Annotated in this window: 14 protein-coding genes; 6 read left to right on the top strand and 8 right to left on the bottom strand. The window is 71.7% G+C overall.

Features of this window, described 5'->3' with window-relative positions; genetic code table 11:
- Positions 1-18: 18 nt before the first annotated feature.
- Positions 19-1,281 carry a Glu/Leu/Phe/Val family dehydrogenase gene (locus tag R4P08_RS14095; protein WP_317814517.1) on the bottom strand — a complete coding sequence of 421 codons (1,263 nt, stop codon included), beginning with the start codon at positions 1,279-1,281 and terminating at the stop codon, positions 19-21.
- Between the two features lie 180 nt (positions 1,282-1,461).
- Here R4P08_RS14095 and R4P08_RS14090 point away from each other — a divergent pair, with 180 nt between their 5' ends.
- Positions 1,462-2,454 carry a LysR family transcriptional regulator gene (locus R4P08_RS14090; RefSeq protein ID WP_317814516.1) on the top strand — a complete coding sequence of 331 codons (993 nt, stop codon included), beginning with the start codon at positions 1,462-1,464 and terminating at the stop codon, positions 2,452-2,454.
- Here R4P08_RS14090 and R4P08_RS14085 read toward each other — a convergent pair.
- Positions 2,444-3,433 carry a D-2-hydroxyacid dehydrogenase gene (locus tag R4P08_RS14085; protein ID WP_317814515.1) on the bottom strand — a complete coding sequence of 330 codons (990 nt, stop codon included), beginning with the start codon at positions 3,431-3,433 and terminating at the stop codon, positions 2,444-2,446. The genes R4P08_RS14090 and R4P08_RS14085 overlap by 11 nt on opposite strands.
- Before the next feature lie 108 nt (positions 3,434-3,541).
- Here R4P08_RS14085 and R4P08_RS14080 point away from each other — a divergent pair, with 108 nt between their 5' ends.
- From R4P08_RS14080 to R4P08_RS14070, 3 genes are read left to right on the top strand one after another with little or no spacing between them, the layout of a single operon-like run.
- Positions 3,542-4,831, top strand: a complete 1,290-nt coding sequence (locus R4P08_RS14080; RefSeq protein WP_317814514.1) for an aspartate aminotransferase family protein — start codon at positions 3,542-3,544, stop codon at positions 4,829-4,831.
- Positions 4,828-7,980 carry an FAD-binding and (Fe-S)-binding domain-containing protein gene (locus R4P08_RS14075; protein ID WP_317814513.1) on the top strand — a complete coding sequence of 1,051 codons (3,153 nt, stop codon included), beginning with the start codon at positions 4,828-4,830 and terminating at the stop codon, positions 7,978-7,980. Before R4P08_RS14080 ends, R4P08_RS14075 begins: the two co-directional genes overlap by 4 nt.
- On the top strand, positions 7,977-9,440 hold the full coding sequence (locus R4P08_RS14070; RefSeq protein WP_317814512.1) for an NAD-dependent succinate-semialdehyde dehydrogenase: 1,464 nt from the start codon (positions 7,977-7,979) through the stop codon (positions 9,438-9,440). The genes R4P08_RS14075 and R4P08_RS14070 overlap by 4 nt, the downstream gene beginning before the upstream one ends.
- 21 nt (positions 9,441-9,461) lie before the next feature.
- Here the strand turns inward: R4P08_RS14070 and R4P08_RS14065 are convergent, their stop codons facing one another.
- On the bottom strand, positions 9,462-9,734 hold the full coding sequence (locus R4P08_RS14065) for a WhiB family transcriptional regulator (protein ID WP_317814511.1): 273 nt from the start codon (positions 9,732-9,734) through the stop codon (positions 9,462-9,464).
- Positions 9,735-9,829: 95 nt separating this feature from the next.
- On the opposite strand from R4P08_RS14065, the gene R4P08_RS14060 reads away from it, so the two are divergent.
- Positions 9,830-10,447: a response regulator transcription factor gene (locus tag R4P08_RS14060; protein ID WP_317814510.1), complete on the top strand. Its 618-nt coding sequence runs from the start codon at positions 9,830-9,832 to the stop codon at positions 10,445-10,447.
- A 45-nt stretch (positions 10,448-10,492) separates the two neighbouring features.
- Entirely contained in the window at positions 10,493-11,119 is a 627-nt protein-coding gene (locus R4P08_RS14055; RefSeq protein ID WP_317814509.1) for a TetR/AcrR family transcriptional regulator, read from the top strand.
- Between the two features lie 39 nt (positions 11,120-11,158).
- Here the strand turns inward: R4P08_RS14055 and R4P08_RS14050 are convergent, their stop codons facing one another.
- The 5 genes from R4P08_RS14050 to ehuB form a co-directional block, all read right to left on the bottom strand.
- Positions 11,159-12,520: an oxygenase MpaB family protein gene (locus R4P08_RS14050; protein ID WP_317814508.1), complete on the bottom strand. Its 1,362-nt coding sequence runs from the start codon at positions 12,518-12,520 to the stop codon at positions 11,159-11,161.
- A gap of 77 nt (positions 12,521-12,597) precedes the next feature.
- The gene (locus R4P08_RS14045; RefSeq protein WP_317814546.1) at positions 12,598-13,356 is read right to left on the bottom strand and encodes an amino acid ABC transporter ATP-binding protein; all 759 of its coding nucleotides are present in this window, start codon (positions 13,354-13,356) and stop codon (positions 12,598-12,600) included.
- Between the two features lie 22 nt (positions 13,357-13,378).
- Entirely contained in the window at positions 13,379-14,035 is a 657-nt protein-coding gene (gene ehuD, locus R4P08_RS14040) for an ectoine/hydroxyectoine ABC transporter permease subunit EhuD (RefSeq protein ID WP_317814507.1), read from the bottom strand.
- Positions 14,035-14,730, bottom strand: coding sequence for an ectoine/hydroxyectoine ABC transporter permease subunit EhuC (ehuC, locus tag R4P08_RS14035; protein WP_317814506.1), 696 nt, complete (start codon positions 14,728-14,730; stop codon positions 14,035-14,037). The genes ehuD and ehuC overlap by 1 nt, the downstream gene beginning before the upstream one ends.
- Before the next feature lie 10 nt (positions 14,731-14,740).
- Positions 14,741-15,619 (bottom strand): ectoine/hydroxyectoine ABC transporter substrate-binding protein EhuB, encoded by an 879-nt coding sequence (ehuB, locus tag R4P08_RS14030; RefSeq protein ID WP_317814505.1) that lies wholly within the window; start codon positions 15,617-15,619, stop codon positions 14,741-14,743.
- Positions 15,620-15,731 lie beyond the last annotated feature (112 nt).

Genomic DNA, 15,731 nt, shown 5'->3' with positions numbered 1-15,731 from the left:
CGGTGCGGGTGTATCGGATCAGGGCACCACGACCGGGGGCACGTGGCGGACCGGGCCGGACACGTCGGCGACCCAGCGCAGCGGGCCGTGCGCGGGCTCCCAGTGGGCGAGAAGGTCCGCGACCTTGGCCGTCATCTCACGACTGAGCCGCAGGAACGAGGTCTCCGCCTGGTCATCGACCTCCCCGAGGATCAGCCACCAGGCCCACGCCACGGCGCCGGCGTTGGCCACGAAGTCCGGCAGCACCGCGATCCCGCGCGCCGTCAGGTCCAGCTCGGCGTCGATGGTCGTGGCGGCGTTGGCTGCCTCCACCACGATCGGCGCCGTGACGGACGCGCTGTTGTCCGCCGTGATCGCGTAGGAGACCGCGGCCGGGACCAGGACGTCGACGTCCATCCCCAGGATCTCCTCTCGCGCCAGCCGCTGCACCCGGGCGGGGACGGCGTCGCGGTCGATCTCGCCGAAGCGGTCGCGGGTGGCCAGCAGCGCGGGGATGTCGAGGCCCGCGGGATCGTAGAGCGTCCCGGCCGCGTCGGCCACGGCCACGACCGTCATGCCCGCCTCGTGCAGGTACCAGGCGGCGCCGCCGCCCATCGTGCCCACGCCCTGGATCGCGACGGTGGTGCGTCCGACGTCCCAGCCGCGGACGAACGCCGCCGCGAGGCACGCCTGGGCCACCCCGTACCCGCCGATCACGTCGCCGAGCAGACCGCCCGGGACCTCGGCGGTGAGCCCGCGGAAGATGCGGTCGGCGGTCGCGGCGGGATCGTCCGAGCGCTCGATGGCCGCGTGGTAGGACTGCCGCATCCCCAGGCGGCTGAAGACCTCGTCGACCAGGTGCTGGGGGACGCCCAGGTCCTCGGCGGTCACCCAGTGCCGGTCGAGGAACGGGCGCATGGCCTCGCAGAAGCGGGTCAGGACCTCGATCGCTCGGGGGTCCTTGGGGTCGAAGTCGATCCCACCCTTGGCGCCACCGACGGGCAGGTCGAAGGCCGCGGTCTTGCGGGTCATCCCGCGGGCCAGGTCCTCGACCTCCCCGAGCGTGCAACCCGCGCGCATGCGGGTGCCGCCGGTGGCCAGGCCCCCGACGAGGGTGTCGACGACGAGGTAACCGCGGGCATCGGTGAGGTCGTCCTCCCAGTGCAGTCGGAGGTACGGCTCGCGGGCGGTACGGGTGGCGACGACGGCCCCGGCGGTGGAAGCGGCGGCGGGCGCAACGGACACGGCGCCCGGGTTCGTCCCGTTCGCTGCAGCAGTACCCGGGATCTCGATGGAAGTCATGGTGCTCGCCTCCTCAGCGGCCAGTACCGCCCGTCCGGCGGAGTCCCCCCAGCATGGGAGAGCACGAGGGCGCCGGTCCAGCGAGACTTGGTGGAGTCGAGAGTTCACTTTTCCTGCACAGTCCTCTTCCGGACGACCCACTTCCCTGCACGGTTCACGCGGCGCCCCTACGCTCGGGCCATGGAGCCGTCCCTGCACCGACTCAAGCTGCTCCACGAACTGGAGCGCCGCGGAACCGTGACCGCGGTCGCCGGCGCCCTGGCGTACACGGTCTCCGCCGTCTCACAGCAGCTCGCCCTGCTCGAGCGGGAGGCGGGGACCCCGCTGTTCGAGCGGCGCGGCCGCCGGATCGCGCTCACCGAGGCCGGACTGATCCTGGCCGAGCACGCGCGGATCATCCTGGCGGCGGTGGAGGACGCGGGGCACGCGATGGAGTCGGCGCGGGCCGGGATCGGCACCACCCTGACCGCCGGCGCGTGGGCCTCGGTGGCGACCACGCTGCTCCCGGCCGGCATCCGGGTGCTGGCCCGCGATCACCCGGGGATCGAGGTGCGGACCCGGGAGCTGGCCCCGGAGGACACCACGGGCGCGGTCCGCGACGGCTCGTTGGACCTGTCGTTCGTCCTGGACTACTCCAGCTACCCCATGGCCCGGGTCCCCGAACTCACGCGGCGGCCGATCGCCGTGGAGTCCCTGCACGCGGTGGTCCCGCGCGGATCGGGCGACTTCGGTGGAACCGAGGCCGGGGTGATCGAGCTGGCCGACCTGGCCGGGGCCCCGTGGGTCCTCGCCCACCCGCGGTCACACTTCGGCCGGGCGGTGCGGCTCGCGTGCCGGGAGGCCGGGTTCGAGCCGGACATCCGTCACGAGGCCGGGGAGCAGTCCACGGCGCTCGCGCTGGTCGCCGCCGGGCTGGGCGTGACGCTGGCCTCCGACCTGGGGCTGAGCACGTCCCCCGCCGACGTCGACGTGCTCCCGCTGAGCGACGGTCTCACCAGGACCGTGTCGATCGCCTACCGCGAACGGGATGCCCGCCGCCGCCCGCTGCGCGCCTTCGTCGACGCGTTCAGCGAGGCCGCCCGCGAGATGGGGCTCGACGCCCCCGACGATCTCGATGCACCCGGAGGTGACGCCCCCGACGCCCCCGACGGCGCCGCCGCGCTCAGCGACTGACGTAGCCGCGGGACTTGTCGACGGCCGGGCCGGGCTCCCCGCCGCCGGCCCACGTACGCAGGTGGCCGAGGAACTGCTCGGAGAGGGTGTCGCGCCAGCCCTCCACGTCGCCCGACATGTGGGGGCTGATGTGCGCGCCGTCGAGGGTCCACAGCGGGTCGTCGGCGGGAAGGGGTTCGACGACGAGGACGTCCAGGTGCGCCGAGAGCCTGCCGGCCGCGATCTCGGCCGTCAGCGCGTCCTGATCCACGAGTTGCCCGCGTCCGACGTTGATCACGTGCGCGCCGTCCGGGAGCGCCGCCAACTCGGCGGCCCCGAGCATCCCACGGGTCGCCTCGGTCAGCGGGGCCACCATGACCAGGTGGTCCACCTCGCCCAGATGCTCGGCCAGGCGGGCCGAATCCAGGACGACGCCGAAGTCCTCGTCGTCGTCGGACGTCCTACGCCCGGCCCCTCGGACGTCGAGCCCGACCGCCCTGAGCAGCCGCGCGGTGGCCCGGCCTATCCCGCCGGTCCCCACGACCAGCGCGCGTCGTCCGGCCACGCGGGTGGTCTCCCGGCGGTGCCACACCCCGGCTCCGCGCAACGCCTCCGTCTCGTGCAACCGCTTGTCGTGCGCCAGGACGCAGGCCAGGACGTACTCGGCGATCGGCCCGTCGAACACCCCGCGGGCGTTGGTGAGTAGGACGTCCGAGTCCCGGAGCTCGTCGAACAGCAACTTGTCGACCCCGGCGGCGGCCACGTGCACCCACCGCAGCGAGTCGGCGGCGTGCCAGGCGGAGGCCAGCGCATCCGAGAAGAAGTCCCACAGGAGTAACACCTCGGCGCCCGGGAGCGCGTCGGCGAGGGTGTCGGCAGTGCACACGCGCACCTCAGCGACCTCGCTGATCTGGTCGAGGGTGGAGGGTGGGGAGACGCCGTCGGCGGTGAGGAGCACGACGATCGGTCGGGTACCCGGGTCTCGGTGAGGCTGCGTCATGGGGCCACCGTAGTCATGGGGCGCGCGAGTAGGCGGGAAGCCAGCTCGGCGGCTGCGCGGATCGTCGGATTGTTGACAATCTACCGGGGGTGGTCACACACTTGCCCCATGACCGCGCACCTGTCGCCCCTTCTCAAGCAGGCCACGCCCGTCGTGGTGGACCACGCGCTCGGCTCGTGGATCCACGGCACCGACGGCCGCGACTACCTCGACTTCACCACCGGCATCGGCGTGACCAGCACCGGCCACTGCCACCCGGACGTGGTGGAGGCCGCGCGCGAGCAGTGCGGGAAGATCATCCACGCGCAGTACACGACCGTCATGCACCAGCCGCTGCTCGAGCTCACCGAGAAGCTGGGCGAGCACCTGCCCGACGGGATCGACTCGGTCTTCTACGCCAACTCCGGCTCCGAGGCGGTCGAGGCCGCGGTGCGGCTGGCGCGCATGGCCACCGGCCGGCCCAACATCGTCACCGTCCAGGGCGGCTTCCACGGCCGCACCGTCGCCGCCGCCAGCCTCACCACCGCCGGGACCCGCTTCTCCGCCGGGTTCTCCCCGCTCATGGGCGGGGTGGTGATGACCCCGTTCCCGCACGCACTGCGGCACGGGTGGACCGTCGACGACGCCGTGGACTTCGCGCTGGCCGAGCTCGACTATCTGATGGCCACCCGCGTCGACGCCCGCGAGATCGCGGCCTTCCTCATCGAGCCGGTGCTGGGCGACGGCGGCTACATGGCCACTCCCCCGCGCTACCTGCAGGGACTGCGCGAACGGGCTGACGCGGCAGGGGCCCTGCTGGTCCTCGACGAGGTCCAGGCCGGCATCGGGCGCACGGGCCGCTTCTGGGGGTACCAGCACACAGGTGGCCTGGTCCCGGACATCATCATCACCGCCAAGGGGATCGCGTCGGGCTTCCCCATCTCCGCGATCGCCGCCCCCGAAGCGCTCATGGCCAAGGGCTGGCCCGGGTCCCAGGGCGGCACCTACGGCGGCAACGCCGTCGCCGCCGCCGCGGGCGTGGCCACCCTCGGCGTGGTCGAGCGGGAGGGCCTGGTGGCCAATTCCGCCGAGCGCGGTGCCCAGCTACTCGACGGCCTGCGGCGTAGCCTCGGCGATGTGAGCGAGATCTGCGACATCCGCGGGACCGGGCTCATGCTGGGCGTGGAGTTCGGCGACCCCACCGCACCGGCCGGGAGCGCCGGCGCGCTGGAGGCCGCGCGGCTGGCCGGCGCGGTCCAGCAGGCCTGCATCGACGAGGACCTACTCGTCCTCACCTGCGGCCCCACCGGCTCCGTGGTGCGCCTCATCCCCGCGCTGGTCGTGACGCCGGATGAGGTGGACACCGGCGTCGAGCGCTTCACCCACGCGGTGCACCGGGTGTGCGACGGGGCGCGATGACCCTCGCGGCAGGTGCTCACGGGCGGGTCGATGGCCAGTCGCCCGCGCTGGCCAGGGCACTCGTCGGTGAACTCGTCGGTGAACTCGTCAGTGCGCTGGAGAGTGCGGGCCTGGCGCCCGAGGCCGACGCCCGCCGGGTCGCCGAATACTCCTACGACGCCTCCAACTACCGCGTCGTGCCCGCGGCCGTGCTGTTCCCGCGGTCCGAGGAGGAGATCGCCGCCGCCCTGGCCGTCTGCCACCGGCTGGGCGTCCCGGCCATCGCGCGCGGCGGCGGGACCTCGATGGCCGGTAACGCGATCGGCTCCGGACTGGTGCTGGACCTGTCCCGTCATATGAACCGGGTGCTGGCGGTCAACGAGGGCGGCGGCGAGGGCGGCGGCGAGGCAACCGTCACCGCCGAGTCCGGCACCGTGCTGACCGACCTGCGCGCGGCCGTCCACGCCGCCACCGACTCCCGGCTGACCTTCGCGCCCGACCCCTCCAGCCAGTCCCGCGCCTGCCTCGGCGGCGCGATCGGCAACGACGCCTGCGGCAACCACTCCGTGCGCCACGGCCGGACCGCCGACCACGTGGAGGCGCTGCGGATCGTCACCGCGGACGGCCTGCGCCTGACCGCCACCCGGACCGGGGTCCAGGCCACCGATCCGGCGGACCCCGCCGCCACCGCGCGCGCCGAACACCTGAGCGCGGACCTTCGCGACCTCGCCGCCGACCACCTGGGTTCCATCCGCACCGAACTCGGCCGCCTGCCCCGCCAGGTCTCCGGCTACCACCTGCGACACCTGCTGCCCGAGCTCGGTTTCGACGTCGCGCGCGCGCTCGTCGGCTCCGAGGGCACGTGCGCCGTGGTCACCGCCGCGACCATGCGGATCGTCCCCCGCGCCGAGCGGACCGGGCTGCTGGTGCTGGGCTACGCCGACGTGGTGGACGCCGCCCGCGACGTTCCCGCGATCCTGCGGCACCGGCCCACCGCCGTGGAGGGGATCGACGAGGTGATCGTCCAGACCATGCGCGAGCGGCGCGGGGCCGACGCCGTGGCCGAACTCCCCGAGGGACGGGCGTGGCTGTTCGTGGAGCTCGACGACGAGACCGCCCAGAAGAAGGACGACGACGAGCCCGGCGCGGCGGCCCGGAGGCTGGACGATCGAGTGGCCGAACTGGCTGCGGAGCTCACCGGGTCCGGTCACGCGCTCGAGGCGCTCGTCGTGGCCGACCCGGTGGCCCGCGCCGACCTGTGGCGGGTGCGCGAAGACGGCGCCGGGCTGAGTTCGAGGCTCACCGATCCCGCCACCGGCGCCACCATCGAGTCGTGGCCCGGCTGGGAGGACTCGGCGGTCCCGCCCGAGCGCCTGGCCGACTACCTCGCGGAGTTCCGCGAGCTCCTCGTCCGGCACGAGCTCACCGGCGTGATGTACGGCCACTTCGGCGCCGGGTGCATGCACATCCGCATCAGCTTCGACCTACGCAGCGACGAGGGCCGAGCCGTCCTGCGGGCCTTCTGCACCGACGCCGCCCACCTCGTCGTGCGCCACGGCGGGTCGCTGTCCGGCGAGCACGGCGACGGCCGCGCCCGCTCGGAGCTGCTGCCGATCATGTACTCCCCCGAGATGTTGGGCGCCTTCGCCCGCTTCGCCCGCATCTGGGACCCCGCGGGCATCCTCGCCCCGGGCGGGCTGACCGCCACCCGGCCGCTCGACGCCGACCTCGCACTGGCCGGGGTCGGCCCCGGGGTCGGGATCCGCGACCTGGGACCGCTCACCTCACCCGACGGCGCCCACCCGGTCCAGGCCTGCATCGGGGTGGGCCGCTGCCGGACCACCTCCGGCGGCGTGATGTGTCCGTCCTTCCGCGCCACCGGGGACGAGAAGGACTCCACCCGCGGCCGGGCCCGCGTCCTGCAGGAGGTGGTCCGCGGCACCCTGCCGATCGACGACCCGGCGGTCGAGGAGTCGCTCGAACTCTGCCTGGCGTGCAAGGCGTGCTCCTCGGACTGCCCGACCGGCGTCGACATGGCCACCTTCAAATCCGAGGTACTACACCAACGCTACAGGCGTCGAGTGCGGCCGATGGCGCACTACTCCCTCGGCCTGCTCCCGCTGTGGCTCCGCGCCACCGTGCGGGCGGCGGGGCCGATCAACGCGCTGCTGGGAACCAGCGCCGGCCGGGCCGCCGCTCGCGTGGGCGGGCTGACCACCGAGCGGACCATGCCGCGCTTCGCCTCCGCCCGTCAGCTGCGCGAGGAGCTCTCCCGGGTCCCGGACAGTGTGTGGACCGTCCGCGAAGCGGAGCCCGGGCGCACCTCCGCGGAGGTCGTGTTGTTCCTGGACTCGTTCACCCGCGGCCTGCGCCCCGCGGTCGCCGGCGCCGCCGCCCGCGTCCTGGGCGGGACGCACACCTCCGTGGCCTGCACTGCCGACCTGTGCTGCGGACTCACCCACGTCACCACCGGCAGGCTCGCGGCGGCCCGCCGCACCATGGCCCGGGCCGCCCGGCACCTCGACGCGATCCGCGGGCCGGGTGGGGAGGAGGTCCCCGTCGTCGTCGTCGAGCCCTCCTGCGCCGCCACCCTCCGCGAGGACCTCCCCCGCCTGCTGCGCGACACCCCCGACGCGGGCGCCGCCCGCCGCGTCGCCGCCCGCGTCCGCTCCTCCGCCGACCACCTGGGCCGACTCGCCGCCGAGGGCCGCGCTCCCGCGTGGCCCGGCGGCGCGCCCCCGGACCGGGTCACCGTCCAGACCCACTGCCACGAGTACGCGACCTTCGGCAACCGCGTGCAGCGGGCGACCCTCACCGCGCTCGGGGTGGGTTCGATCCGGGAGGCCACCGGCTGCTGCGGCGTGGCCGGGGACTTCGGCTTCACCGCCGGACACGAGGCGGTGACCGCCGCCGTCGCCGAACTCGCGCTGGCACCCGCCCTGCGCGCCGACACCGACGCCCCCGTCCTCACCGACGGCTTCTCGTGCGCCACCCAGGTCGACCACCTCGGCGCCGTCGACCCCACCACCGGGCCCGGCCGCACCGGCCGCCACCTGTTCGAGCTACTCGATCCAGATCCGAACCGCAGCCCCGATCCCCGTCGCCATCCCGGCCCCAACCCCAGCTCCCACCCCGACCCCCGCCCCGCGCCCTCCAGGAGGCCCACATGACCCGCACCGCCGCCGACCTCATCGCCGGACTCGGCACCGGCATCCACGTGGACGGGATCTGGCGCGACGCGGCGTCCGGCGCCACCTTCGACGTGGTCAACCCGGCCACCGGTGAGGTGATCGCGACCGTCGCCGACGGCGGGGCCGATGACGCGGCCGCCGCGATCGAGGCCGCCGGGCGGACGCAGCCGGAGTGGGCGGCGGTCCCCGCCCGGGAGCGGGCCGAGATCCTGCGCCGGGCCTATGAGCTGCTGATCGAGCGCACCGACGAGGTGGCGCTGCTCATGACCACCGAGATGGGCAAGCCGCTCGCCGAGGCACGCGGCGAGGTGACCTACGGCGCCGAGTTCTTCCGCTGGTTCTCCGAGGAGGCCTGCCGCATCCGCGGCGACGCCCGCCGCTCCCCCGACGGCAAGACCCGGCTCATGGTCACGCACGAGCCCGTGGGGCCGTGCATCCTCATCACCCCGTGGAACTTCCCGCTGGCCATGGCCACGCGCAAGATCGGCCCGGCCATCGCCGCCGGCTGCACGATGGTGTTCAAGCCCGCCAACCTCACCCCGCTCACCTCGCTCTACGTGGTGGACCTCCTCCGCGAGGCCGGCCTGCCGGACGGCGTGCTCAACGTGGTGTGCACGACCGACGCCGGCGGCGTGGTGGAGCCGTGGATCGACTCGGGCGTCGCCCGCAAGCTGTCCTTCACCGGGTCCACGCCCGTCGGCCGCAAGCTCCTCGAGCAGTGCGCGCGCGGGGTGCTGCGCACGTCGATGGAGCTCGGCGGCAATGCCCCGTTCGTGGTGTGCGAGGACGCGGACATGGACACCGCGGTCGGCGCCGCGATGGCCGCCAAGATGCGCAACATGGGTGAGGCCTGCACGTCGGCCAACCGGATCCTCGTGCACCGGTCGGTGCTGGATGAGTTCGGACGCCGCCTGACCGAGAAGATGGCCGCCCTGACCGTGGGCGACGGGGCGACCGCGGGTACCGACGTGGGCCCGCTGGTCGAGGAGAAGGCCGTGGCCAAGGTCGTGGACCTGGTCGACGACGCCGTGGGCCGCGGCGCCGAGGTGTTGTGCGGCGGCTCGCGGGGCGAGGGCCCCGGCTTCTTCTACCCGCCGACCGTCCTGACCGGCGTGACCGCCGACGCCGAGTTGATGTCCACCGAGATCTTCGGTCCCGTGGCCGCGCTGATCCCGTTCGACACCGACGACGAGGCCGTGGCCATGGCCAACGACACCGAGTTCGGCCTGGTGTCGTATGTGATGACCGAGAACCTCGACCGCGCGCTGAGCATGTCCGAGCGACTGGCGGCCGGGATGGTGGGGATCAACACCGGGATCGTCTCCAACCCCGCCGCGCCGTTCGGCGGCATCAAGCAGTCGGGTCTGGGCCGCGAGGGCGGGCTCAGCGGGATCGAGGAGTTCTTGGAGACCAAGCTCGTCGCCATCCCGGTCCGCTGAGCGGAGCCGCCGGCGGCCGGGTCAGCCGGTGCGGGCCCGCCCGGCCTGCCGGTGGCGCTCGGCCTCGGTCATCCCGCCCCAGACGCCGTAGAGCTCGCGATTGGCCTCCGCGTGGGAAGCGCACTCGGCTAGCACGGGGCACTGGAAGCACAGCTTCTTGGCAGCCGCCTCCTTGCGTCGACGCAGACTCTTGGACTCGTCCTCGGCGTTGTAGAACAGATCCGGCACGTCTCGGCACATCCCGTGGTCGGCCCACGCCCACCGTTCGTCGATCCTGGTGATCTCGGTCTGCATGTCTCTCCCCCCGGTCGAGTCCAGCTTCATCTACTCGCCTGGTTATTCGGCACACCCCCAGGGGTGGGATGGGTCCTGACTGCTACGGTTCTCGAATGCTGGTCAGGGTCTCGGTGGTCAACGACTACTCAGTGGTCATCGCGGGTGTCCGGGCCCTCCTCTCCCCGTATTCCGATCGCGTCGAGGTGACCGTCGAGGAGTCCGTCTCGAGCTACAGCTCGGCGGTGGACGTGGTGCTGTTCGACACCTTCGCCTCCCCGAACGACTGGCAGGCGCGATGCGCGGCCATGGCGCTCGACCCGAGGATCGGGTTCGTTGCCGCCTACTCGTTCATCACGACCCCGCGCGCCGTCGAGGACGCCTTCGCCGCCGGGGCGACCGGGTACCTGGGCAAATCGCTGGCCGCCGAGGCGCTGGTCGAGGGCATCGAGAGAGTCGCCGCGGGGGAGAGCGTCACCGTTCTCGGAGACGTCGACGAAACGGGGTCGAACTCGCGGTGGCCCGGCGACCACGCGGGGTTGACCCCTCGCGAATCCGAGGTGCTCGCGCTGATCGTCCAGGGCAGGTCCAACGACCAGATCGCCGCGACCTGCTACCTGTCGATCAACACCGTCAAGTCCTACATCCGGGACGCGTACCGCAAGATCGGCGTCACGACCAGGGCGCAGGCCGTGGCCTGGGGGATGCGCCACGGGCTACATCCCAGCCCCTGAACCGCCCGGTAGTCTCGCGCCCATGCGCCGATCGCGAGTCCGTGTATGACTGTTCCCGAGACGCCCCCGGGAGGCGACGCGCCACGGGACCAGCGGCGGCCCGGTGTCGAGGCAGCGCTGTTCGCCGCGCTGGGCCGGTTGATCGAGCAGGGCGCGGTACCGTCCGAGATCCCGGTCGGCCGGCTCAGTCGCGAGGCGGGCATCAGCCGCGCGACCTTCTACCTGTACTTCGCTGACAGACGCGCGTTCAACCTGCGACTGGTCCTCCACGGCTGGGAGCTGTTGACGCAGCCGCTGCAACACCTGTGGGAGGCAGTGATCTCCGGGGAACGCACGGTCGAGGCCGCACTGTACGAGCTCATGCGCGTGTACCGCGACAACGCGGCGGTCATGGCGGCCGTCATGGACGCGGGCACCACCGACCCGGAGGTGGCCGAGAGCATCACGACACAGATGGGCGCGCTGATCGACGCCACGACCGCGGCCCTGGAGCACGGGCAACGGGCGGGGACCATCCGCGACGTCCCCGCCCGGGAGACCGCCTCCGTCCTGGTCTGGATGGCCGAGCGGGCGTGTTCACAGCTCGGCAGTACCGCCGACGACGACCGGTTGCGGCGCCTGGCCCGGGCGATGGCGCAGTTGAGCCGGGACGGCGTGGTGGTGGACCGCTGACCGTTCCCCGGGGCGGTGGTCGGCCAGTGCGGCGGTCGGTCAGTGCAGAGGGCAGCCCGCCGGGACCGAGGGCGTCGCGTCGTGGTGGTCATACCGGGTCGAGTGGATCCCTCTCTTCCGGGCCGAGATCCGCGACGTGGCCACGTTCACCCGCCAGAACCTGTCCCCCTTGCGTGCGCGTCGGATCATCCGAGCAGTCCTGAACGGGACCGCGTCGACCACCCTGTTGATCCACACGTTGGCCCGGGCCAGGACCCCGGCGAGTCGGATCCAGTGATCGATACGGATGTCGTGCGCCGAGGTGGTGGCGATCAACGCCCGGGTGGCGGGTTCGCCACCGAAGTAGGCCATCGCCCCGAGCAGCGGCGCCGCCGTCGCACGGCCCCGCAGTGTCAGGACGCCGTCGGCGTCCGACAGCGCCCCGGCGGCCGCACCCGACATGTCGGCTGTCGCCTGGGTCGGACCGCCTGTGTAGGGCAGGAAGTGGTTGAGGATCTCGATCCCGTCATCGGCGGTGGTCGGGATGACCTCCTCGGGGACGCCGAAGATGTACGCGATGTAGGCCCAGTAGATCATCGCGTCGTCGAGGTCCTGCCGCGAGTGGCGCCGGCCGTGGGCGATGTCGACGAGCATCGGCAGCATGCCGAAGGAGATGGCGCCCATGAGCATGGCCGTGGCGGAGATCGGGCAGCCCTCGCGGCTGAAGTCCTCGTCGCTCCAGCTGCGCCGCATCCCGGCACGGACCTGCGAGTGCATGAGACGGACCTTGACCGTGTCCTTGAAGATCGGCGAGTAGCGGTCCATCGCGTTCTCGCGGGTCACGTTCCAGAACCACGTGTAGGTCTCGAGCATCCGCCGCTGGTAGTCGTTGATGAACCGCCGCGTCGCCCCGGTCGCGGTGGACACGTCGTTACCGACGAAGGTCGCGAGCGCGTCCATCACGGCCATCCCCGTCTTGCCGGCGAACGACGTGCTGACCCACAGCCTGCGGCCCCGCTCCCATCGCGCCGGGTCATGCCAGGTGGGCGGGGAATCGAGGGAGACGAACAGGCGCACCAGCTCCTCCGGCGGGTCGACCACGGTCTTTATCCCATGGTCCAGCGCCTGCTCGAGCATCTGCCGGCCCTCGGCCATCCCGATCTGGCGGAACGCGAGCACGGTCGCGTCCATGAGCTCGTCGCCCTGCCACTGGTGGTCGGCCACCAGGTCGATGAACGGACTCGGCGTCCCCAGCCGCGCGGCCGGAACCATCGGCTCGACAAACCTGCTCCGGCTCGCATCCCACAGTTCTCGTTTCTCCGTGGCCCGCTCGGGCCACGGACGCAGTGGCATGCCGGCGCGGTGGTAGTAGTCGAACTGATGGGTGTCCCCGGATGTCCGGGGGCTGGTCGATGCCGGCATGGCTGACTCCTCTCGCAGGGACTGTGTCCTACGACACAGTGTGCACGACGGTAGACAGCCTGTCTAACCCCTCCCGGTCAGTAACCCAGAACCGTGCCGAGGAAGCGCTTGGTGCGCTCGTGCTCCGGGGAGTCGAAGAACTTCGCGGGCGGCGCCGACTCCACGGCCACCCCGCCGTCGAACATCACCACGCGGTCGGAGATCTCGCGGGCGAAGTTCATCTCGTGGGTCACCATGAGCATGGTCATGGACGAGTCGTTTGCCAGGTCCCGGATCACCTTGAGCACCTCCCCCACCAGCTCGGGATCCAGGGCCGAGGTGGGTTCGTCGAAGAGCATGATGTCCGGCTTGGTGGCCATGGCCCGGGCGATCGCCACGCGCTGCTGCTGACCGCCGGACAGCTGTGGGGGCTTCTTGGCCGAGTGATCGGCCAGCCCGACCAGCGCGAGCAGGTCCTCCGCCTCCCGCTTCGCAGTGGCCTTGTCCTTACCCAGCACGTGAACGGGCGCCTCCATGACGTTCTCCAGCGCGGTCATGTGCGGGAACAGGTTGAACTGTTGGAACACCATGCCGATGCGACTGCGGATCTGCCGCATCTGCTTGGTCTCCCGCGGCGACTTCCGGGCGCCGTCGGTGTTCCACAGCTCGTCGCCCTCGACCAGGACCCGGCCCGACGTGGGGAACTCGAGAGTCATCAGCACGCGCAGGATGGTGGTCTTACCTGAGCCGGACGGCCCGATGATCGAGATCTTCTCGCCCTTGTCCACGGTGAAGTCGAGCTCCCGCAGCACATGGTTCTCGCCCCAGTTCTTGCTCACCCGCTCGAACCGGACCATCGGCTCCCCCGGCCTACCGGGTTCAGTGGACGGTGCCATAGCGGGTCTCCAATCGACGCAGTACGAGGGTGCACGGGACGCTCACGATGAGGAACAGCAGCGCGGCGATGGTGAACGGTTCGATGTAGCGGAACTCGGACTGGCCGATCGCCTTGGCCACGGACATGAGCTCGTAGACGGTGATGGCGGACAGGATGGCCGAGTCCTTGAACATCTGGATGAGGTAGTTGCCCAGAAGCGGCACCACCCGGCGGATCGCCTGCGGCAGCACGATCCTCGTCCAGGTGCGCCCGCGCGGCAGGTTGAGGGCGGTCGAGGCCTCCCACTGCCCGGCGGGGACGCCCTCGATACCGGAACGGTAGACCTCGGCGGTGTAGGCGCTGTAGTTGACGCCGATGACCAGGATGCCGGTCACCAGCGCACTCATGGTGATGCCGTACTCCGGCAGGACGTAGAACACGAAGAACGCCTGGACCAGCAGCGGTGTCCCGCGGATGAAGTACACGAGGAAGCTCAGGATCTGCGTCACCACCGGGATGCGCAGGTACCGGAACACGGCCACCACCAGCCCGAGCACCGCCGCGATGGCCATGCCGGCGAACGTGATCTGCACGGTCGTGACCAGGCCCCTGAGCAGGTCGGGGATGATGCTGATCGCGAAGGCGTTGTCCCAGATCATCAGCTCACCCCCTGCATCCGGCCGGTGAGCGCGCCGAGCAGCGGGCGGCGCTCGCGGGTCGGCGAGAACCGCCGTTCCAGGAGCGCGATGATCGCGGAGATCACCAGGCTCAGGGCGAAGTACAGGATCAGGATGATCCCGTAGATCAGGGCGGTCTCACCGGTCGAGGACCGGATGAGCCCGGCGTTGAAGGTCAGGTCCGCCACCGTCACCAGGGAGACCAGCGAGCTGTTCTTGAGCAGGTCCACCATGACGTTGCCCATGGGCGGGAGCATCGCCGGGATCGACTGCGGCAGCAGGATGCGGCGCATCCGCTGCGCGGGCGTCATGTTGAGCGCGATCGCGGCCTCGGTCTGCCCCTTCGGCCGCGACGCGATGGACCCGCGGACCACCTCCGAGGCGTACGCGCCCTCGTTGAGGCCCAGGGCCAGGACTCCCGCGAACAGCGCGGTGAGCTGGATCCCGAAGAACGGGAGGGCGAAGAACAGCCAGAACAACTGGACGACCAGCGACGTGCCGCGGAGGAACTCCACGATGCACGCCGCCGGCCATCGCAGCCAGCGATGGGTGGACAGCCGGGCCAGGCCCAGGGCAAAGGCCACGACGAGGGCGAGCACCGCGCCGAGGATCGTCACCTGGACCGTGGTGATGAAGCCCGCCCGGATCAGCGGGAGGTACTCGACTATCGCGTCCATCGGCTGTCGGTCAGCCGTCGACCGCGCAGAGTTCCTCGGTCGTCACGCCCGCGACGACGGTGGGGTCGAAGCCCCACTTCTCCAGGATCTCTGCGAACGCGGGCTCGGCCTTGAACTTCTCGAGTTCCACGTTGTAGGCGTCGAGGAAGTCCTGGTCCTCGGGCCGGAACGCCGCCGAGGAGCCGGTCTTGGGAGCGTCGGGAATGGGGTCGGTGACCTCGACGCCGTCGAGCTCGCGCAGCGAGAGCGTGGGCAGGAGGAAGGCGTCGATGCGGTCGGCGTTCAGTGCGTCGGCGCCGCCGCGCGCGTCGGTGACGTTGACGATCTGGGCCGCCGGGATCCCGGCCGTCTCGAGGATGCCCTGTTCGAACCCGCCGGGGACCACCCCGACGCGCAGGTCCTGCCGCTCCTTGACGTCGGCGATGGTCAGGACGTCCTTGGGGTTGCCCGGCCGGACACCGAACGACTCGGTGGAGACGATGACGGGCGAGGCGTAGGCGACCTCGCGGCAGCGCGACTCCTTCATGAACAGACCCGCGGCGATGGTGTCCCACCGGTTGGCCTTGAGACCCGGGATCATCGCGTCGTAGCCGGAGACGATCCCCTCGACCTTGCTGATCCCCATGCGCTCGCACACTGCGCGGACGACGTCCGGCTCCACGCCGGTGACGGTGCCGTCCGGTGACAGCTCGGTGTACGGCGGCTCGTTGCCGATCGCGATCCGCAGACCCTGCTGCTTGGCCCGCTCGAGGAGTCCCCCGCCGCCCTCGGCCCCCGGGCCTCCGGTCTCGGTGGTGGAGCAGGCGACCAGGGAGCCGCCGACCGCCACGACCCCGCCCAGTGCCAGCGCGCCTCGGAAAAGTTGTCTACGAGAGATGTCCGTACTCATCGGTGCCTCCGTTGCATGGAACTTGACGGTTGGGTGGAAGTTAACGGTTGCTCCACGGTAGGACCGGGGGGCCGCGCCGCGTCGACTAACGGGTCAAGCGTGACCTCCCCGT

The organism is Rhodococcus sp. IEGM 1408, assembly GCF_033142235.1.
GTDB lineage: Bacteria > Actinomycetota > Actinomycetes > Mycobacteriales > Mycobacteriaceae > Dietzia.
The sequence above is the reverse complement of the archived record's forward strand: the minus strand, read 5'-3'. Positions and strand labels throughout refer to the sequence as shown.